This is a genomic window from Magnetospirillum moscoviense (genome assembly GCF_001650635.1).
In the GTDB taxonomy this organism is placed as follows: domain Bacteria; phylum Pseudomonadota; class Alphaproteobacteria; order Rhodospirillales; family Magnetospirillaceae; genus Magnetospirillum; species Magnetospirillum moscoviense.
Genome location: NZ_LWQU01000207.1, coordinates 47,747 through 67,330, shown reverse-complemented (window position 1 = coordinate 67,330; position 19,584 = coordinate 47,747). Strand labels below are relative to the sequence as shown.

The 19,584-nt window shown below is 64.1% G+C and carries 21 protein-coding genes; 5 read left to right on the top strand and 16 right to left on the bottom strand.

The window, feature by feature from the left end; all coding sequences use genetic code 11:
• The first annotated feature begins 37 nt into the window (after positions 1 to 37).
• Both A6A05_RS19710 and A6A05_RS19705 read left to right on the top strand, forming a co-directional pair.
• Positions 38 to 1,003: an ABC transporter ATP-binding protein gene (locus A6A05_RS19710; protein WP_068504886.1), complete on the top strand. Its 966-nt coding sequence runs from the start codon at positions 38 to 40 to the stop codon at positions 1,001 to 1,003.
• Positions 1,000 to 1,773: an ABC transporter permease gene (locus tag A6A05_RS19705; RefSeq protein ID WP_068504883.1), complete on the top strand. Its 774-nt coding sequence runs from the start codon at positions 1,000 to 1,002 to the stop codon at positions 1,771 to 1,773. Before A6A05_RS19710 ends, A6A05_RS19705 begins: the two co-directional genes overlap by 4 nt.
• Here the strand turns inward: A6A05_RS19705 and A6A05_RS20465 are convergent.
• The 15 genes from A6A05_RS20465 to dsrA form a co-directional block, all read right to left on the bottom strand.
• The gene (locus tag A6A05_RS20465) at positions 1,770 to 2,018 is read right to left on the bottom strand and encodes a HepT-like ribonuclease domain-containing protein (protein WP_172822329.1); all 249 of its coding nucleotides are present in this window, start codon (positions 2,016 to 2,018) and stop codon (positions 1,770 to 1,772) included. The two genes, A6A05_RS19705 and A6A05_RS20465, sit on opposite strands and share 4 nt — an antisense overlap.
• The gene (locus tag A6A05_RS19700; protein WP_068504881.1) at positions 1,975 to 2,268 is read right to left on the bottom strand and encodes a nucleotidyltransferase family protein; all 294 of its coding nucleotides are present in this window, start codon (positions 2,266 to 2,268) and stop codon (positions 1,975 to 1,977) included. The genes A6A05_RS20465 and A6A05_RS19700 overlap by 44 nt, the downstream gene beginning before the upstream one ends.
• A 70-nt stretch (positions 2,269 to 2,338) precedes the next feature.
• A complete protein-coding gene (locus A6A05_RS19695) occupies positions 2,339 to 3,460 on the bottom strand; it encodes a hypothetical protein (protein ID WP_068504880.1) in 1,122 nt (373 codons plus the stop codon).
• A gap of 182 nt (positions 3,461 to 3,642) precedes the next feature.
• Complete coding sequence (nrfD, locus tag A6A05_RS19690; protein WP_068504878.1) at positions 3,643 to 4,821, bottom strand: NrfD/PsrC family molybdoenzyme membrane anchor subunit; 1,179 nt, start codon at positions 4,819 to 4,821, stop codon at positions 3,643 to 3,645.
• A 2-nt stretch (positions 4,822 to 4,823) separates the two neighbouring features.
• Entirely contained in the window at positions 4,824 to 5,549 is a 726-nt protein-coding gene (gene dsrO, locus A6A05_RS19685) for a sulfate reduction electron transfer complex DsrMKJOP subunit DsrO (protein WP_068504876.1), read from the bottom strand.
• Positions 5,546 to 5,929, bottom strand: coding sequence for a cytochrome c3 family protein (locus A6A05_RS19680; RefSeq protein ID WP_068504875.1), 384 nt, complete (start codon positions 5,927 to 5,929; stop codon positions 5,546 to 5,548). Before A6A05_RS19680 ends, dsrO begins: the two co-directional genes overlap by 4 nt.
• Before the next feature lie 12 nt (positions 5,930 to 5,941).
• Complete coding sequence (locus A6A05_RS19675) at positions 5,942 to 7,894, bottom strand: NAD(P)-binding protein (RefSeq protein WP_068504873.1); 1,953 nt, start codon at positions 7,892 to 7,894, stop codon at positions 5,942 to 5,944.
• Positions 7,895 to 7,916: 22 nt separating this feature from the next.
• The gene (gene dsrK, locus A6A05_RS19670) at positions 7,917 to 9,428 is read right to left on the bottom strand and encodes a sulfate reduction electron transfer complex DsrMKJOP subunit DsrK (protein ID WP_068504871.1); all 1,512 of its coding nucleotides are present in this window, start codon (positions 9,426 to 9,428) and stop codon (positions 7,917 to 7,919) included.
• Between the two features lie 3 nt (positions 9,429 to 9,431).
• Entirely contained in the window at positions 9,432 to 10,160 is a 729-nt protein-coding gene (locus A6A05_RS19665; protein WP_068504869.1) for a respiratory nitrate reductase subunit gamma, read from the bottom strand.
• Between the two features lie 124 nt (positions 10,161 to 10,284).
• Positions 10,285 to 10,617 (bottom strand): TusE/DsrC/DsvC family sulfur relay protein, encoded by a 333-nt coding sequence (locus tag A6A05_RS19660; protein ID WP_068504868.1) that lies wholly within the window; start codon positions 10,615 to 10,617, stop codon positions 10,285 to 10,287.
• Positions 10,618 to 10,653: 36 nt separating this feature from the next.
• Complete coding sequence (gene tusB / locus A6A05_RS19655; protein WP_068504865.1) at positions 10,654 to 10,962, bottom strand: sulfurtransferase complex subunit TusB; 309 nt, start codon at positions 10,960 to 10,962, stop codon at positions 10,654 to 10,656.
• A 13-nt stretch (positions 10,963 to 10,975) separates the two neighbouring features.
• Positions 10,976 to 11,359, bottom strand: a complete 384-nt coding sequence (tusC, locus tag A6A05_RS19650; protein WP_068504864.1) for a sulfurtransferase complex subunit TusC — start codon at positions 11,357 to 11,359, stop codon at positions 10,976 to 10,978.
• A gap of 12 nt (positions 11,360 to 11,371) precedes the next feature.
• Positions 11,372 to 11,731 carry a sulfurtransferase complex subunit TusD gene (gene tusD, locus A6A05_RS19645; protein WP_068504861.1) on the bottom strand — a complete coding sequence of 120 codons (360 nt, stop codon included), beginning with the start codon at positions 11,729 to 11,731 and terminating at the stop codon, positions 11,372 to 11,374.
• An 18-nt stretch (positions 11,732 to 11,749) separates the two neighbouring features.
• Positions 11,750 to 12,820: a dissimilatory-type sulfite reductase subunit beta gene (dsrB, locus tag A6A05_RS19640; RefSeq protein WP_068504860.1), complete on the bottom strand. Its 1,071-nt coding sequence runs from the start codon at positions 12,818 to 12,820 to the stop codon at positions 11,750 to 11,752.
• A gap of 38 nt (positions 12,821 to 12,858) precedes the next feature.
• Entirely contained in the window at positions 12,859 to 14,109 is a 1,251-nt protein-coding gene (dsrA, locus tag A6A05_RS19635) for a dissimilatory-type sulfite reductase subunit alpha (RefSeq protein WP_068504858.1), read from the bottom strand.
• 282 nt (positions 14,110 to 14,391) lie between these two features.
• On the opposite strand from dsrA, the gene A6A05_RS19630 reads away from it, so the two are divergent.
• Positions 14,392 to 15,312 (top strand): TauD/TfdA family dioxygenase, encoded by a 921-nt coding sequence (locus A6A05_RS19630; RefSeq protein ID WP_068504856.1) that lies wholly within the window; start codon positions 14,392 to 14,394, stop codon positions 15,310 to 15,312.
• A gap of 14 nt (positions 15,313 to 15,326) precedes the next feature.
• Positions 15,327 to 15,560 carry a DUF6967 family protein gene (locus A6A05_RS19625; RefSeq protein WP_068504854.1) on the top strand — a complete coding sequence of 78 codons (234 nt, stop codon included), beginning with the start codon at positions 15,327 to 15,329 and terminating at the stop codon, positions 15,558 to 15,560.
• A 7-nt stretch (positions 15,561 to 15,567) separates the two neighbouring features.
• Here A6A05_RS19625 and secA read toward each other — a convergent pair whose 3' ends face one another.
• Entirely contained in the window at positions 15,568 to 18,294 is a 2,727-nt protein-coding gene (gene secA / locus A6A05_RS19620) for a preprotein translocase subunit SecA (RefSeq protein ID WP_068504852.1), read from the bottom strand.
• 183 nt (positions 18,295 to 18,477) lie between these two features.
• Between secA and mtnA the strand changes: the two genes are divergently transcribed.
• Complete coding sequence (gene mtnA / locus A6A05_RS19615; protein ID WP_068504850.1) at positions 18,478 to 19,578, top strand: S-methyl-5-thioribose-1-phosphate isomerase; 1,101 nt, start codon at positions 18,478 to 18,480, stop codon at positions 19,576 to 19,578.
• The last annotated feature ends 6 nt before the right edge of the window (positions 19,579 to 19,584 follow it).

Below are 19,584 nucleotides of genomic sequence, written 5' to 3'. Positions count from 1 at the left end.
CTTGCGCCCGCCCGCCACCTGAAGTAAGCAGCACCTCATGATCCGCATCGACCAGCTTCGCCACGTCTATCCCGCCGGCCGCAAACAGCCCGAGCGAACCGCCCTGTTCGACCTGACGCTCGACGTGCCGGAAGGACAGTTCACCATTCTGTCGGGACCGAACGGGTCGGGCAAATCGACCCTGTTTCGCATCCTGTGCGGGCTGGCCACCCCCAGCCGGGGAACCGTGACCATCGGCGGCTTCGACTTGGGCCTCCAGGGCGCCGAGGTGCGGCGCATCATGGGGGTGGTGTTCCAAAGCCCTGCGGTCGACAAGCATCTGACGGTGGCGGAAAACATCCGCATCCATGCCGACCTTTACGGCATCGGCGGGCCCGAGTTCCAGGCGCGCAAGGATGACGCGCTGGCCTGGACCGACCTCAAGGATCGCCAAGCCGACAAGGTCGAGACCCTGTCGGGCGGCCTGGCCCGCCAGGTCGAGTTGGCCAAGGTGATGATGACCCGGCCCAAGGTCCTGCTGCTGGACGAGCCGACCACCGGGCTGGACCCGGGCTCGCGCCGGGCTTTCCTGGACGCCCTGCACCGGCTGCAGAAGGAACGGGGCATGACGGTGCTGATGACCAGCCACGTCTTCGCCGAGGCCGAGAATGTCGACCGCGTCGCCATCATGCGCGAAGGCCGCCTGCTGGCCTATGACAGCCCGGCGGCGCTGAGGGCCCTGATCGGCACCGAGATGGTGGTGGTCCGCGCCAAGGACCCCGATTATCTGGGTGACGAATTGCGCGCCCATCTGGGTCTGGCGATCCGCCGCCATGGCGACGAGTTGCGCCTGGAAGAGACCGAGAACGGCGAGGGTTTGCCCTTGCTGGAACGGATCCTGGATCGCTGGCGGGGCGACATCTTGTCGATTTCCATCAAACAGCCGGATCTTGAGGACGTGTTCGTCCACGTCACCGGCCGGGCCATGCCCGAACAGGCCGACCACCCGGGAGAACCCCGATGATCCGCGTCGCCGTCTCGCTGGCCAAGCGCGAGTTCACCCGCTTCGCCCGCCAGCCGCAAAGGGTCATCGGCGCCATCGCCCAGCCCCTGATGTTCTGGGCCTTCCTGGGCGCCGGCATGGGCACCAGCTTCAAGCCGGCCGGCATGGAGCAGATGACCTATCTGGAATATTTCTATCCCGGCGTGATGGTGATGATGCTGCTGTTCGCCAGCATCTTCTCGTGCATCACCATCATCGAGGACCGCGACGCCGGCTTCCTGCAAGGCGTGCTGGTCGCCCCGGTGTCGCGTCTGGGCATCGTGCTGGGCAAGGTGATGGGATCGGTGCTGATCGCCCTGGTCCAGGTGCTGCTGTTCACCATCGCCGCCCCCTTCCTGGGATTGTCCTTCAGCGTCGGCGGCTTCCTGCTGCTGCTGGCCGGCTTCGTGCTGACCGGCACCGGCTTCGCCGCCCTGGGCTTCCTGATCGCCTGGGGCATGAAATCGACTTCGGGCTTCCATGCGGTGATGATGGTGTTCCTGATGCCCTTGTGGATGCTGTCGGGCGCCCTGTTCCCGGTCTCGGGGGCGGCCGGCTGGATCAATGTGGTGATGGCGATCAACCCGGTGCACCACGCGCTGAACATCATCCGCGCCCCCTTCTATGGCGACGCCATGTCCATGCTGGCCTCGCCCGCCTATCTGTTGTCGCTGGCGGTCACCGTCGCCTGGGCCTTGATCTGCCTGGTGCTGTCGATGAAGCGGGTGGAAAAGCGCGAGAACGGGGCCTAATCGGCCAATTCGGCGGCAACAACGCCCTTTAGGCGCGGCAATTCGTCCTGGATCACCCGCCAGACCAGCGAATTGTCGATCCCGCCAAGATAGTCGTGCACCAGGATGTTGCGAAAACCGGCAATTCTTTGCCATGGAATCTCGGGGTGCCGTGCCTTGACGTCGTCGGGCAGACGCTGCGCCGCTAAAGGCGGGGGTCCTTCATGGCAGCGGGCGGGCTTCCGCCAGAATCTTGTCGCGAACATACCAGTGCAACGAAGCCTCGGAGACGACATCGACCCTCGTCCCCAGGACCCGCTCGGCTTCCTGTTGGAACCCGACCCAATCGGTCAGGCTGGCCTGATCACTCCACTCGACCAGCAAATCGATGTCGCTGGACGGATTGTCCTCGTCCCGGGCGACCGAGCCGAAGACGCGCAAGTTACGAGCGCCGAACCTGGAGGCCAGGGACAGGATTTCGTCGCGATGCGCGCGCAGTCGGTCCAGATTGCCCATGAGATCATTCCAAAACACCCGAAGGATGATCGCATGGCGCGCCTGTCGGCGGCAATCGGCGAAATCTTGCCTACTTCACCCGGTCCAGCGACTGGTAAGCCTCGGCCCGATCCTTGTCGGACTGATCGAGCGCGGCCACCGCGCTGTTGAGCCAGGTTTCGATGGTCGCCTTCATTTCCTCGTGGGTGCCGGAAAGGGCCGGCTCGCGCTTGGCGCGCTTGGCCATCGCCTCGATCACCCAGCCTTGCGCGTGCGCGCCCAGCACCTGGCGATAGCGGGTCGGCCCGAAGCAGGCATAGGTGGTGAACAGGTACAGCGTGAACTTGCGGATGTCGTCGCCCAGCACCGGCAGGAACGCCTTCAGCGCCACCGGGCTGGTCGCCGCGATCATCGCCACCGCCTTGCGCATTTCGGTGGCGTTGAAATTGGGGAACAGGGCGCCCAGGCGCATCTTCTGGCACACGCTCCACAGCATCTCGGCGTCGATGTTGTCGGAATTGATCATCTTGCCGGCATCGGACAGCAGCAGCGGGGTCTTCCCCTCGACCAAGGCATGGCCGATATTTTCGTCGGCCAGCAATTGCAGCTTCAGCGGATCGCGGAATTCCAAGATGCGCGGCCCCAGCCCGACCACCGTGGCCGGCGACAAAGCCACATAGGCCGGGATCAGCGGCACCTGCCAGTCGTAGAGCAGGAAATCGCGGATCGCCAGATACAGCTTCTCGCCGGGCGTCGGCTGAGCCTTGCGTTTGGGCTGACGCGGCGGATCGACCAGGCCCAGGGCCAACCCGATCTGGAACAGCAACGGCGGCTTGGCCGGGGCCAGCGTCAGCTTCGGCGCCTTGAGACGGCGGCGGAAATAGCGCCGAGCGCAGGCCCGCACCACCAAGGCCACCGCGTCGGCCAAGGTGCGGCCGCACCACAAGGGATCGGTATCCGACGAAGGCAGCGTCCGCTCGCGGGTGCGCACCACCTCCTTGAACAATTCGGGCTTGGTCCTGAGTAGGCGGAAGCCCTGATCCAGCAGGATCGGGTCGTCCATCACCTTGTCATAGACCTTGTCCTCGGCCACCAGCTTCAGGGCCGGCAGGTTCTTGTGCAAGATGGCGGCGATGTCGTGACGTAACAAAGTGCGCACGGTTTCGATCGGGTCGGCCGTTGGCAGGATCGGAGCGCAGACTGGGGTACCCATGGCTTTTGTCCCAACGAGGAACTCTTGAACAAAATATAACCCAGGCGCGATGGGACTACAACAAATGGTGTTGTTGGTATATTTACTACACAACCAATATTAATTTGAGTAAAATTGTGCACACATGCAAACGGCGCGGGACCCTTGGCCCGCGCCGTCGGCACGATGGATTTTCTGGATGCTTAGTCGGCCGCCAGGCTGTCCGGCAGGATGCGCAGGAAGGTGGCGCCGACCAAGGTGATCAGGCCGGCGACGGCGAAACCGCCGATGCCCAGCAGCACTTCGGGCAGGCTGGGGGCATAGGTCCCGACCACCCCATCCTGGAACGAGGACGACACCTCCATCCCCGGGAACAGGTTCAACGGGAAGGCCTGACCGCCGATCAGGATGACATAGACCTGGGCGAAGCCGCCGATCATCACCAGGATGGCGGCGAAACGCACGGTGCAGCGGGTGGCGTTCTTCGAGAACAAGATGGCCATCGGCACCAGCCCGCCCAGGGCGACCTGAACGCCCCAGAACAGCAGGGTGTAGATGCCGCCATCGGCCAGGATGAAGGCTTCCACCGCGCCGCGGTCGGCCATGTACAGGGCGGTCAGATGCTGGACCGCGACGAAATACAGATTGGCGGCGCAGAACAGGCCGAGCAGCCGGCCCATGCGGGTCACCAACTCGGGCGCCACCGGCCGGCCGCTTCCCGCATAGGCGCCCATCACCACCAGGATGAAGGCGGCCAGGCCGAAGGCGAAGGACATGGCGATGAACAACGGCGCCATCACCGCCGAATTATAGGCGTCGCGGGCCATCAGGAAGCCGAAGATCGAGCCGGTACCGGTGGTCAGCACCAGGCGCCAGACGAAGGCGGTGACGGCGGCGCCCTTGTAATAGCCCTTCATCTTCCAATCCATCATCGTCCACAGATAGGCGCCGACGATGGCGAAGAAGCCGGAATACAGAATGACGTTCCAGGCGAAGATGGATTTGAAATTGAAGTGGGTCATGGCGACGATCAGCCGGTCGGGCCGACCGAGATCAAGCACCAGCACCGCCAGGCCGCCGGCCAGCAGGGCGATGGCCAACAGGCCCGACAGCCGGCCCAGCGGCTGATAGGGCTCGCGCCCGAACACCGAGCCGATCGAGGCGACGTTCAACGCCCCCGAGGCGGCGACGATCAGGAAGATGGCGAAGACGTGCGGCGTGCCCCAGACGACCTGGTTGGTCATGCCGGTGACCCAATGGCCCTGATGTTCCATGTACAGCACGGCGGCGCCGGCGATGGCGGCCACGACCAGCAGGGCGCCCATCAGGGCCAGCCAGCCGGTGGTCATCGGGGTCAGTTCCCGGAAGGTGATGCGCTTCATGGTCAGATCCCCTGATAGCGCACGGCCGGACCGGTGCCCAGATCGGCGCGGATGCGGGTGCTGGCCTCGGCCGCGACGCGGCGGGACAATTCGGAATTGGGGTCGGCCAGATCGCCGAACAGGATCGCCGCCTTGCCGGTGGCTGCGCAGGCCTCGACGCAGGCCGGCTTGGCCCCGGCATCGATGCGGTGGGCGCACAGCGTGCAGGCCTCGACGCAGCCCTTGCCGCGCGGATTGGCTTCGCGCTGATTGGTTTGGTCCTCGTGGGCGAACGAACGCGCCTTGTAGGGGCAGGCCATCATGCAATAGCGACAGCCGATGCAGATGTGGCGATCGACCAAAACGATGCCGTCGGCCCGCTTCATGCTGGCCCCGGTCGGGCAGACATCGACGCAAGGCGGCTTGGCGCAATGCTGGCACATCACCGGCACCGAATGAGCCGCACCGGTGGCCGGGTCCTTGACGTTGACCTTGCGGATATATTGGACGTCGGTGGCCGGACGGTCGTGGCCGGTCAGCCCCATCTCGGTCTTGCAGGCATCGACGCAGGCGGTGCAGCCGGAATCGCACTTCCCGGTGTCGATCAGCAGCCCGAAGCGGTTGGCGGCGCTGGCGGCGGAACCAGGGGCGCGGGCCTGGGCCTTTGCAGCGATCAGGGTCAGGCCGGGGGCCAGGACGACGGCCCCGGCGGCTCCCTTCAGCAGGTCACGGCGAGTGGTCTCGGTCATTGGGTCACTCCGGCCGTTTTCGGCGCCTTGTCCGGCACGGTGGCGTGGCAGGTGAAGCAATCGATCGACACCGCGGCATAGGAATGGCACGACTGGCAGAACTGGCCCTCGGCATTGACCGGGACCGCCTTGCCGTCATGGCCGCGCAGGGCATGGCACGACACGCATTCCTTCAAGGAATACTTGGCGCCCCGGATGCCCGACCGCAGCGTGTCGTCGCGCTGGTGCTTCAGATAGTCGAAATGATGGCGTCGCATGGCCTGCGGCTCATCGACGCAGGCCCCTTGCGCCTTGGGGATGACGGGCGAAATATCGCCCGCCCAGGCCTGACCGGTCAGCCAGACCAACCCCATCAGCAATGACAGCACCCAAGCGCGCATGGCCGTCGATCCTTACTCGCCCAGGCCCATCTGGATGTACCCGGTCGGGCACACGTCGAAGCAGATATGGCAACCGATGCACTTCGAGTAATCGGTTTCCACATAGCGACCGGTGGTGCGTTCCTTCTTCGAGACGCGGCTGACCGCGCCCTGCGGGCAGAACACCACGCAATTGTCGCACTCGAAGCACAGGCCGCACGACATGCAGCGCTTGGCCTCATCGACGACGGTCTTTTCCGACAGCGGCATCAGACGCTCGGCGAAATTGCCGATCACCTCGTCGGCGCCGATATGCACCTCGTCGCGGTGGTTGCGCGCGACCTGGGTGAAGTGGCCCAGGAACAGCTGGTCGTGCGGGATGATCTCGGCCGAAGCGCGGTCCTCGAAATTGTGGACGGCGAACTTGGCGGTCGAGGTGCCCCGGGTGGCGGTGCCGTCATAGGGTTCGGGGCTCAGGTTGGTCTCGCGCAGCTTGTTCAGCAGGTTGAACTGGTGAACATCGACCTTGGGACGCTTGGCTATCTCGCCCGATTCCAGGAAGTCCTCGATCGAGGCGGCGGCGATGCGGCCATGGCCGACGGCGGTGGTCAACAGATGCGGACGGACCACGTCGCCACCGACGAAATGCTTCGGCTTGCCCGGCACCCGCATGGTCTTGTCGGCATTGATGAAGCCGTTGCCATTGTCCATTTCCGGCAGATCGACCAGATCGCCCTTCTGGCCGATGGCGGCGACGATCAGGTCGCCTTCGACGATGAATTCGGTGCCGGCGATGGGCTCGGGGACCATGCCGTTCATGGTGCACTTGCACATCTTGAGGCCGGTGGCGCGGCCGTCGGCACCCTTCAGCACCTCGAGGGGCATCACGCCGCCCTTGATGTCGATGCCTTCACGCTTGGCGTCTTCCACCTCGCGCTCGGCCGCCATCATCTTCTCGACCGGGAACAGGCTGGTCAGCGTGGTGGTGCAGCCCTCGCGCTGGGCGGTGGCGGCGACGTCGTGGGCGGTCTGGCCCAGGATGATGTGCTCGATGCGGTCCTGGCTCGACACTTCCTTGATGTGGCCCAGGCGACGGGCCACCGAGGCGACGTCGATCGAGGTGTCGCCACCGCCGACGACGATGATGCGGCCGGTGACGGCCTGCAGACGCCCCTCGTTGAAGGCCTTCAGGAAGGCGACGCCCGAGACGCAATTGGGCGTATCGGCCCAGCCGGGGAGCGGCAGGCCGCGGCCGGCATGGGTGCCGACGCCCCAGAAGATGGCGTCGAAATCGCGCTCGAGGTCGGCAACCTTGAGATCACGGCCGACACGGCAATTGGTCTTGACGGTGATGCCGGTGTCGATGATGCGCTTGATCTCGGCGTCCAGCTTGTCGCGCGGCGTGCGGTAGCCGGGAATGCCATAGCGCATGAAGCCGCCCAGTTCCGGCTTGTCCTCGAACAAGGTGACCGCGTGGCCCTTCTTGCGCAGCTGGTAGGCCGCCGACAGGCCGGCCGGGCCGCCGCCGATGACGGCGATCTTCTTGCCGGTTTCATGATCCGGCTTGGCGAAGGTCATGTTGTTTTCGATGGCCCAATCGCCGACGAAATGCTCGACCGAATTGATGCCGACGTGCTCTTCCACCATGTTGCGATTGCAGCCCTGCTCGCAGGGCGCCGGGCAGACGCGGCCCATCACCGACGGGAACGGGTTGGCCTCGGTCATGCGGCGGAAGGCGTATTCCTGCCAGCTCTGGCCCTCGGCGGGCTTTTCGATGCCGCGCACGATGTCCAGCCAGCCGCGGATGTCGTGACCCGACGGGCACGAGCCCGAGCAGGGCGGCGTGCGCAGCACGTAGGTCGGGCACTTGTGCGACCATCCGGCCTTGAAGATCTCGTCCTGCCAGGCCGACGGCTCGTAATCGCCGTCTTTGTAACGGCGGTAATTCTTGCCCTCGGTGATGGCCTTGGCGGTGGTCTTAGCCATGGTGGTCTCCCTTGAACTTATCTTAATCGTTGTTGCCGAGAAGGATGGAATTGCTCACCAGCTGGTGAACCGAAACCACCATCTCTCTGTCGTAGCCGTAAATCGGCAGGATCTTGGTAAACTGGGCCTTGCAGATCGCGCACATGGCGGCCATGTGGGTGACGCCTTCGCGGTCGATCACGTCCTTCAGGGCTTCCATGCGGGGCTTGGCGCCCTTGACGCGCAAATCCAGCAACTCGTCGGTCAGCAAGCCGCCACCGCCGCCACAGCAGAAGGTCTTCTCGTGGGTGGTGTCGGGATGCATGTCGACGAATTTCGGCACGCTGGCCTTGATGACGTCGCGCGGAATGGTGAACTGGCCGCCGGGACAATCGCCCATCCGGCTGGCACGCGCCACGTTGCACGAATCGTGCACGGTCAGCACCATGCCGTCATTGCCGGACTTGTCGAGCTTGATGCCGCCCTTCTTGATCAGCCCGTCGGTGACTTCCAGGATGTGCTGCGGCACCGGATAGCGCGGGTCCAGGAAGTCCCACGGGCCGGCCAGGGTGTTGAGGAAGGAATAGGCGACGCGCCAGGCATGGCCGCACTCGCCGAAGACGATGCGCTTGACCTTCAGTTCCTGGGCCGCCTCGCGGATACGCATGGAAATCTTGCGCATCTGCTCGTAATTGCCGATGAACATGCCGAAATTGCCGGCTTCCGAGGCCTTGGTGGACAAGGTCCACGAAATGCCCGCGGCATGGAACACCTTGGCATAGCCGATCAGGCCCAAAACATGCGGCTCGGCGAAGAAGTCGGCCGAGGGGGTGACCAGCAGGACCTCGGCGCCCTCGACATCGATCGGGAACTTGACGTCCTGGCCGGTCTCGTCCTTGACGTCCTCTTCCAGCCCTTCCAGCGTATCGAGCAAGGCCGGAGCCGGCAGGCCCAGATTGTTGCCGATCTTGTGGACCTTGCCGATGATCTCGTTGGCGTACTTATGGCCCATGCCGATGTGGTTCATCACGTCGCGCGCGGCCATCGACACCTCGGCGGTATCGATGCCGTAGGGGCAGAACACCGAACAGCGCCGGCACTGCGAGCACTGGTGGAAGTAGTTGAACCACTCGTCCAGCAGCTCGCGGGTGAATTCCTTGGCGCCGACCAGGCTGCCCAGGCCGATGGCCCCCAGGGCGCGGCCGGCCGGAGTGAAATAGCGGCGATAGACCGAGCGGAACAGGTCCTGACGGGCCACCGGCATGTTCTTGGGGTCGCCGGTGCCGATGAAGTAATGGCACTTGTCGGTGCAGGCGCCGCACTTGACGCAGATGTCCATGAACACCTGCAGCGAGCGGTAGCGGCCCAGCAGGTCGCCCATGCGGCCCAGCGCCTTGGCCTGCCAATCCTCGGGCAGTTCGCCGGCGAAGCCCAGGGGCTCCTGGTGGACGGCTTGGGCGACATAGGGCTTCGAGCCGGCCATCGCACCGGGATGGATCGCCGGAATCTCGCGCTCGGCGGGATCACCCAGGACAGGAACGTCGATATCGGCCATGGGTCAGTTCCTTCCCGCTTCAAGCTTAGCCGCCCAGTCGGACAAATGGCGGCGCTCGCGCGGGTCGTCTTTCTGATTGCGGGTCGGGCTGAAGAACAGTCCGGGCGCATGCAAAAGCTTCGAGAACGGGAAGACGATCATCAGAACCGCCACCAGCGCCAGATGCACCAGCAAGGCGGGATCAGTCGGCAGCGGCTGGATGGAAAAGCGCATCAGCCCCAGGAAGAACGCCTTGACCGCGATGATGTCCGTATGGGCCAGCGTGGTCATGCCCAGGCCGGTAATCCCGATGCCCAGCAGCAGCAGCAGCATCAAGATGTCGGACGGGCTGGTGACATAGACGACGCGGTCGATCACGAAACGGCGGAGCAACAGCAGGCCCAGGCCGGCGACCATCGCCAGGCCGGCATACAGGCCGAACGGCTGGACCAGACCGACCCAAAACCACACCGGTTCCTGGAAATAGCGCAAGTGACGGGCCAGCACCACGAACAGGCCGAAGTGGAAGATGATGGCGAAGATCCACAAGGGCTTGTTGGACTTGAACAGGCTTTCGAACAGCACCGCCTCGCGTCCCAGACGGAAGGCGATTCCGGGGGTGGTGATCGGCCCGGGGGTGGTGGGGATCTTCAACGGCGCGGGCGTGCGGGCGAACTGGGCGATCTTGAAGCCCAGGCCGGCCAGCAGCACGGCAAAGGCCGTGTAGAACAGGATGGCGAATAGGGTTGTCACGTCTTCCTCGCTCCCGCCGAAGCAGTCCCTTCACGCACGCAAAGTCCCGTCATGTCCGCGCGAGCGCGGACATCCAGCTTCAAACTGGGCCCCCGCTTGCGCGGGGGCGACGCCAACGAAAACCTTAGACGCAGCCGGTCGGCTTGGGCAGACCGGCGATCTTGCACGCCTGCTTGCCGGGGCCGTACGGGAACAGCTCGTACAGGTACTTGTTGCTGCCCTTTTCCGGGCCCATCTTCTTGGCGATGGCCTTGGTGAGCACGCGCACGGCCGGAGCAATCTGGTACTCGGCATAATATTCGCGCAGGAAGTTGACGACTTCCCAATGCTCGGGGCTCATGGTGATGCCCTCGTCCTTGGCGATCAGATCGGCCAGCTCTTCGTTCCACTGGTTGATGTCAACCAGGTAACCCTCTTCATCGGCCTCGATGCTCTTGCCCGAAACAGAATAAGCCATGTCTCCACTCTCCCTATTTATTTGGGTACCCCGAGATTATAACCAGGCATGGACCGCGTTGTTGGCGGCGGCCATGTCGACGAAGGCGGCGTAATCGACAACGGCGACGCCGTCGATGACCTTGGCCGGATCAAGCCCACGCGCCTTGAGATCGGCGCCCAGCACGCACAGCTTGACCATCTTGGCCGCGTCGGTCAGACGGGCGGCGAAGGCGGTGCCGGCGATGGCGGCGACCACGGCGTCTTCCAGCAACAGCACCGAATCGCCCTGATTGGCGTGCTTCAGGCAGCTATCCAGGTTCGAACGCTCGAAGGGGCTCTTGTTGACGGTGTGCAGAATGCTCATCGGATTTGCCCCTTTACGCGGTCAGGATCACGTCCATCTCGCCCATCAGCTTGGCCATTTCGGCGCGGCTGATGACCTCGACGGGAACCAGAAGGTCGGCTTCGGTCAGGCCGCGTTCGTCCAGGCTTTCCTGTTCGACATACAGCTTCTCGATGTCATAGCCTTCCAGCGCCCGATAGGTCGGCGAGAAGTTCTTGTGGCCAAGTTCCTTGGTGTCCTGGCCCTTCTTGATCTGGTAGATGCCGTCATCCAGGAACGCGACATGCACATCCTGGTCGAAGGCCGCCGAAATCAGCACCATTTCCAGCACTTCCAGCGCATAGACGGTGCCATAGGGGGCCTTGCGGTTCACATACATGAACTTCTTGACGATTCCGCCCTCGAAATCCTCTTCCATCTTAGGCCTCCCTTAATCGCCGAAGGTGACCATACGGTCACACTGAATGCCCGACTCGATCAGCTGACCCAGGCCCGAAATACGGAAACCCGGGGCCAGGCTGCTCTCGACGATGCCGCGGCGCAAGCCGGCGGCGACGCAGACGACCAGATCGACCTTGTGATCCTCGGCCAGCTTCTGCCAGTTCTTGATCACGTTGCGGTCATCCGACGGCGGCTCGGAATGCTTCGTCGCGTTCAAGACGCCGTCGTAATAGAAGAAGACCCGGAAGATCTCGTGACCCTTTTCCAGCGCCGCCTTGGCGAACTGGTAAGCGGAGTCCGAAGCCTGATGGTTGTAAGGGCCTTCGTTGACCAAAATGCCGAACTTCATGTGCTTTCTTCCCCAAGCCTAGAAGTGCAGATGGGCGGACTGGTTCAGGTTCGAACGACCACCGCGCCAGCTATCCACATGGTACTTGGTGAACGGCAGACCGGTCAGTTCGAAGAAGCGCGGCCAACCGATGCGCTCGATCCACTCGCCCATGCGTTCCCAGGCCCGGGCGTCCTTCTTGTAGGCGCCCAGGATCGACTTGACGATCTCGGCGGCTTCCGGCCAGCGGGGCGCGTTGTTCGGGATGCCGGCGGCGACCAGCTTGTGGAACATCGGCTTCGAGCGGGTCGAGGAATGCTTGCCGCCGACCCAGATGGCGATCTTCGAGTTTTGCGGATCGTTGATCTGCATGGGCGGGCACGGCGGATAGCAGGCGCCGCAGCACACGCACTTCTTTTCGTCGACTTCCAGGGTCGGCTTGCCGTTGACCAGGGCCGGCCGGATGGCCGCCACCGGGCAGCGGGCGATGACCGCCGGACGCTCGCAGACGCCGGCCACCAGGTCGTGGTTGATCACCGGCGGCTTGGTGTGCTGGATGTTGATGGCGATGTCACCCTGGCCGCCGCAATTGATCTGGCAGCAGCTGGTGGTGATCTTGACGCGGTTGGGCATCTCTTCGTTGCGGAACTCTTCCGACAACTCGTCCATCAGCGACTTGACCACGCCCGAGGCGTCGGTGCCGGGGATGTCGCAGTGCAGCCAGCCCTGGGTGTGGCTGATGAAGCCCACCGAGTTGCCGGTGCCGCCGACCGGATAGCCGGCCTTTTCCAGGGCGTCGATCAGCGGCTGCACCTTGGCTTCGTCGGGGGTCATGAACTCGACCGCCGAACGGATGGTGAAGCGGATATAGCCGTCGCAGAACTGGTCGGCGATGTCGCACAGATTGCGGATGGTATAGACGTCCATCTGGCGCTGGGTGCCGGCCTTGACGGTGAACACCTGTTCGCCGGAATTGGACACGTGGCGCAGAACGCCCGGGCGGGGCCGGTCGTGATAGGCCCACTGTCCATAATTCTTCTTCAGGACCGGATGCATAAACTGGGTGGCCTCGGGCACACCACATTCGTCGGGACGGCGCAACTGGCTCATCGTCCTAGCTCCCTCTATTTCTGAATTGGTTGTCCCGATTACTCGGCCGCGGCGGTCTTACGATCGTTCCACTTGCGCACTTCGTCGTCCCACCCGTCGGTGCGGATGTACGAATTGGTGCGCGGTTGGGCGATCATGTTGACGTCCAGGTCGAGACCCAGGCCTTCCAGGAAATTGACCAGGCCGATGCGCTCGATCATCTCGCCGGTGCGCTCGTGTTCCAGGGCGTTCTCGGCGAAGAAATCCAGGATGTTGTGGGCCAGTTCGACGAGCTTCTCGTAATCCTCGTCGTTTTCCAGCTTCATGAAGGGGATCACCACCGAGCCGAACAGGTCGCCGATCTTCAGCGTGCGCTTGCCGCCGACCAGGATGCAGATGCCACGATCCTTGCCGGGCTTCAGCGCCTTGGTGCAGACGTTGATGCAATGCATGCAGCGCACGCAGCTCTTGTTGTCGACGTCCAAGGTGTCGTCGTCGTTGAGCGCCAGCGCCTGGGTCGGGCACATGCGGATCACCTGATTGATGAATTCCTTGCGCCCCAGATGCTTGACCTTGGCCTTGACCTCTTCCTGGTTGACGACCATGTCGTCGCGCCAGGTGCCGAGGATGGCGACATCGGCACGCTGGGTGGCGTTGGCGCAGTCGTTGGCGCAGCCCGAGAACTTGAACTTCATCTTGTAGGGCAGGCTGGGCCGGTGAATGTCGTCGGTGAAGTCATTGATGATAACGCGGTGCGCTTTCAGGGTGTCGTAGCAGGCCTGCTCGCAGCGGGCCGGACCGATGCACGAGGCGGCGGTACGCACGCCGGCGCCAGCGCCGCCCATGTCGAAGCCCATCTCGTTGATCTTGTCCCAGGCCGGCTGCACCTGGTCGGTGCGGGCACCCTGCAGCATGATGTCACCCGACTGGCCGTGCAGGGCGATCAGGCCCGAGCCGTGCTCGGCCCAGATGTCGCACATCTGACGCAGCGTCTTGGTGTCGTAGAAGAAGCCCGGCGCCGGCATGATGCGCAGCGTATGGAACTCCGAGGATTCCGGGAACTGGTCGGCGACTTCCGAGAAGCGCGGGATGACACCGGCGCCATAACCGAACACACCGACCGTGCCGCCCTTCCAGTAGCCCTTGCGGGTCACGTAGCTCTTTTCGAGCTGACCCAGCAAGCTCTTCATGTAGTCGGCATAGGGCTTGCCCTCGTCGGTGGCCAGCCGCTTCAGGCCGGTCACGAAGCTCGGCCACGGACCGCTTTCCAGCTGATCCAGAAGCGGGGTCTCGGGCATCTTCTTCGACATAGTCCTCATCTCCCTGACCGTCATTAGTCCTAGGCGAGGTCGCGCACGCCGCGCATCCCTCATCCTGCTCCCGCCGCCGGCCCACCCGGTGCGGGGTTCATCGCATTCATACACTTATGTCCAGGTGTCGCTTTCGCAGACCTTGGAACCGTCCCTTGATCGGGCCATTCTCGTGGGTGGCCCTTTACATTAATTGATTATAATATTGTGCAGCAGCCCGTTCCAAGCGGATTCTTTCATCCAACGGCAATTCGTTCAGAAGGCGCTGAAATGCGAGGTAAAATGATTCCAATAACGGCCCAAGAGCAGCAGAATTCTGCGCTTTCTCTCGCCCCTCAATTTGATCTTTCCAACAAGGGTGCGTATCAAAAGTGGCGGGATTCGCGCCTGGAATCGGCACCAGACCGGGTCGAGGACCTGCTGGTCGAGGTCGGCGACATCGCCAAGCCCACCCCATCCGAGCACGCCAAGCTGGTGGCGCTGGTGGCCGCCTGCAACATGGCGGTGACGGTCGAAAAGTCGGTCCCGCCCGACCGCGACGACAAGAATGCGCTGCGCGCCCTGGGCCGAACCCTGGGCCTGGAATCGCTGGACGGCAACCACCTGGCCGACGATGACGGCATCACCCCGCTGGCGGTGCACCGTGACGGAACCCGGTCGCGCTACATCCCCTATACCGAGCGGCCCATCGCCTGGCACACCGACGGCTATTACAACGCCCCATCCCACCGGGTGCGCGGCCTGCTGCTATATTGCGCCCGGCCGGCGGCCGAGGGCGGCGCCAACAAGCTGATGGACCCCGAGGCCTTGTATATCGCGTTGCGCGACGAGGACCCGGCCCTGGTGGCGGCCCTGATGCGACCCGACGCCATGACCATTCCGCCCAACGAGGACGAAGGCATGACGCGGCCGGCCATGGGCGGCCCGGTCTTCTTCGTGGAACAGGGCCGCCTGCAGATGCGCTATACCGCGCGGACCCGCTCGATCGAGTGGCATGCCGATCCCGAGGTCCAGGCGGCGGCCGCCGCCATCCGCCGCCATCTCGACGGCCCCGCCCCCACCTTGTTCCAGGCCCGCCTGGAAAGCGGCTGGGGCCTGGTCAGCAACAACGTCTTGCACACCCGCGAGCCGTTCAAGGACGATCCCGCCCATCCACGGCTCTTGTACCGGGCGCGCTATCACGACAGGATCAGCGGGACTTGAGCCCAGAGGACAACATGACCACCGACGCCCCCGAATTCGCCACCGAGACCGCCACCCCCATCGCGACGCTGGAAGCGCCGTGGAGCCGCGAGATCAGCCTGTCGGCGATCGACCATGAAAGCGGCCTGCGCATGCTGAAGATGCGCATCAAGGAAGGCCGCGCGCGCTTCACCATCATCGATCTGGACGAGAAGACCGCCCGCGAGCTCGCCCGCCTGCTGGGCGAGTGGGCCGGGCCCGAACGTTAAGCCCCGGTCACACCGCCCCGTGGCAATGCTTGTACTTCTTGCCCGATCCGCACGGGCAGGGCGCATTGCGCGGCGTGTCGCCCCAGGTCGAGGGATCGCCGGCCACCGCCACCTGCTTGCGCACCTGCTGGGGCGGCCCGGCCATGACGGCGGCATCGGATTCCGGGTCGCGGCCGAAGGCCGGGTCGATGCGGCTTTCATGCATCTCGCGCGGGGCCGGCGTCAGGGCTTCCTGGACATCGTTCTCGTTGGGGCCGACCCTCAGCTCGACATGGGCCAGGACGCTGGTGACGCGCTCGCGCAGGTCGTTCAGCAGGGTTTCGAACAGGTTGAAGGCTTCGCGCTTGTATTCGTTCAAGGGGTCGCGCTGGCCATAGGCGCGCAGACCGATGCCCTGGCGCAGATGATCCAGCTGCAGCAGGTGCTCCTTCCACGACTGGTCGAGGATCTGCAGCAGCAGGCTTTTTTCCACCATGCGCATGATGTCGGGGCCGTATTCGGCCGCCTTGGCCGCCATCTTGCGATCGGCATGGTCGGTGATGCGGGCCTTGATCTCCTGGTCGGCGATGCCTTCTTCCTTGGCCCACTCGACCACCGGCAGGTCCAGGTTGAAGACGCGCAGCACCTCTTCGTGCAACAGCGCGGTGTTCCATTCCTCGGCATAGGCGCGCTCGGGGATGCAGCGGCCGACCATCTCGTCGATGACCTCGTGGCGCATGCCGACGATCTCGTCCGAGACGTCATCGACCTGCATCAACTCCTTGCGCTGCTCATAGATGACCTTGCGCTGGTCGTTCATGACGTCGTCGAACTTCAACAGGTTCTTGCGAACGTCGAAATTACGGGCCTCGACCTTCTGCTGGGCCTTTTCCAGGGCCTTGTTGATCCACGGATGGATGATCGCCTCGCCATCCTTCAGACCCAGCTTCTGCAGCATGCCGTCCATGCGCTGCGAGCCGAAGATGCGCATCAGGTCGTCTTCCAGCGACAGGAAGAACTTCGAGCCGCCGGGATCGCCCTGGCGACCCGAACGGCCGCGCAGCTGATTGTCGATGCGGCGCGATTCGTGGCGTTCGGTGCCGACCACGTACAGGCCGCCGGCCGCCAGCGCCTCGGCCTTGCCGGCCGCGACTTCGTCCTTGATGGTCTGGATGCGCTTGGCCCGCTCGGCCTCATCGGTGATGTCGGCCAGTTCCAGGCGGATGCGCATATCGACATTGCCGCCCAGCTGGATGTCGGTGCCGCGGCCGGCCATGTTGGTGGCGATGGTCACCGCGCCGGGCACGCCGGCCTGGGCGACGATGCTCGCCTCCTGCTCGTGGTGGCGGGCGTTCAGCACCTGGTGGGGGATCTTCTTCTTTTTCAGCATGTCGGACAGCAATTCCGACTTCTCGATCGAGGTGGTGCCGACCAGCACCGGCTGCTTACGTTCGCGGCATTCCTCGATCAGCGTGACGATGGCTTCGTACTTCTCGCGGGCGGTGCGATAGACCTCATCGTCGGCATCGACGCGGCTGACCGGCATGTTGGTCGGCATATCGACGACTTCGAGATTATAGATCTCCTGGAACTCGCCGGCCTCGGTCATCGCCGTGCCGGTCATGCCCGACAGTTTCGGATAGAGCCGGAACAGGTTCTGGAAGGTGATCGAGGCCAGGGTCTGGTTCTCGTTCTGGATGGTGACGTCTTCCTTGGCCTCCAGCGCCTGGTGCAGGCCTTCCGAGAAGCGCCTGCCTTCCATCATGCGGCCGGTGAACTCGTCGATGATCATCACCTTGCCGTCCTTGACGATGTAATCGACATCGCGGGTGAACAGCTTGTGCGCCTTCAGGGCCTGGTTGACGTGATGGACCAGGCTGACATTCTGAATGTCGTAAAGGTTGCCGCCTTCCTTCAACAGGCCGGCGCCGATCAGCAATTCCTCGATCCGCTCGGTGCCCACTTCGGTCAGGGTCACGGCGCGGGTCTTCTCGTCCTTCTCGAAGTCGGCCTCGCCCAGTTCGGGGATCAGGCGATCGACGAAACGGTACAGTTCGGAATTGTCCTCGGTCGGGCCCGAGATGATCAGCGGCGTGCGGGCCTCGTCGATCAGGATCGAATCGACCTCGTCGACGATGGCGTAGTTGAACGGCCGGTGGACCATTTCCTCCAGCCGGAACTTCATGTTGTCGCGCAGATAGTCGAAGCCCAGCTCGTTGTTGGTGCCGTAGGTGACGTCGCAGCCATAGGCCTCGCGCCGCTGCTCGTCGTCCAGGCCGTGATGAATGCAGCCGACGGTCAGGCCCAGGAATTTGTAGACCTGGCCCATCCATTCGGCGTCGCGGCTCGCCAGGTAATCGTTGACGGTGACCACATGGACGCCGGCACCGGAAATGGCGTTCAGATAGACCGGCAGCGTGGCCACCAGGGTCTTGCCTTCACCGGTGCGCATCTCGGCGATCTTGCCCATGTGCAGCACCATGCCGCCCATCAGCTGGACGTCGAAATGGCGCTGGCCCAGGGTCCGCTTGGCGGCCTCGCGCACGGTGGCGAAGGCTTCTTCCAGCAGATCGTCCAGGTCGGTGCCGTCGGCCAGGCGGGCACGGAATTCGTCGGTCTTGGCGCGCAGGTCCTGGTCGGACAAGGCCGCCATTTGCGGCTCGAGCGCGTTGATCGCGTCCACCTTCTTCTTCAGACCCTTGACGATGCGGTCGTTGGCGGTTCCAAAAAGGCGGCGGGCAATGGCGCCAAACATGGGCGGTACCTCGGTATTCAAGACGGCGGGACGGCCCCGGGGCGCCGGGCCTTGGTGCGACCGGCAAGAGATAGAGGCCTAACGGGGGCCTGTCAACGTCGGGGGACGTTGCACGGCCGGGCGCCATCCCTTAAGGTGCGCGCCCGACCGTCCCTTTCCGGCAGGATCGAAGACACAGAAGCGATGAAGATCAACGGCACCCCCACCCGCACCATCTGGCCCGCCGCCGATGGTCAAGCGGTCGAGATCATCGACCAGACCCGCCTGCCCCACGAATTCGTCACCGTCCGGCTGGAAACGCTGGCCGACGCGGCGCACGCCATCAAGGCGATGCTGGTCCGGGGTGCCCCCTTGATCGGCGCCACCGCCGCCTATGGCATGGCGCTGGCCGCCAAGGCCAACCCGTCCGACCTGGCGCTGACGGTGTCCTATAACGTTCTGCACTCGACCCGTCCGACCGCCATCAACCTGAAATGGGCGCTGGACGAGATGATCAAGGCGCTGGGCGGCATCCCCGAATCCGATCGCGTCGCCGTCGCCTGGCAGCGCGCGGCCGAGATCGCCGACGAGGACGTCGCCATCAATTCCGCCATCGGCGACAACGGCGCGAAACTGATCAAGGCCGCCTGGGACCAGGCCAAGGCCCGCGGCGCGACCCAAGTCAACGTTTTGACCCATTGCAATGCCGGCTGGCTGGCCACCGTCGATTGGGGCACCGCGCTGGCCCCGGTCTATAAGGCGTTCGATGCCGGCATCCCGGTGCATGTGTGGGTCGATGAGACCCGGCCGCGCAACCAGGGTGCGTCCTTGACCGCGCGCGAATTGAACTGGCACGGCGTGCCGCACACGGTGATCGCCGACAATACCGGCGGCCATCTGATGCAGCATGGCATGGTCGATCTGTGCATCGTCGGCACCGACCGCACCACCCGGCTGGGCGACGTCTGCAACAAGATCGGCACCTATCTGAAGGCGCTGGCCGCCAAGGACAACAACGTGCCGTTCTATGTGGCCCTGCCCAGCCCGACCATCGACTGGACAGTCGCCGACGGGGTGAAAGAAATCCCCATCGAGGAACGCGACGTCACCGAACAGACCCACATGACCGGCAAGAATGCCGACGGCGCCATCGTCACCGTGCAGGTGACCCCCGACGGCAGCCCGGCCGGCAATTGGGGCTTCGACGTCACCCCGGCCCGCCTGGTCACCGGCCTGATCACCGAACGGGGCGTCTGCCCCGCCAGTCCCGAGGGGCTGGCCACCCTGTTTCCCGAACATGCGTGAGGTCAC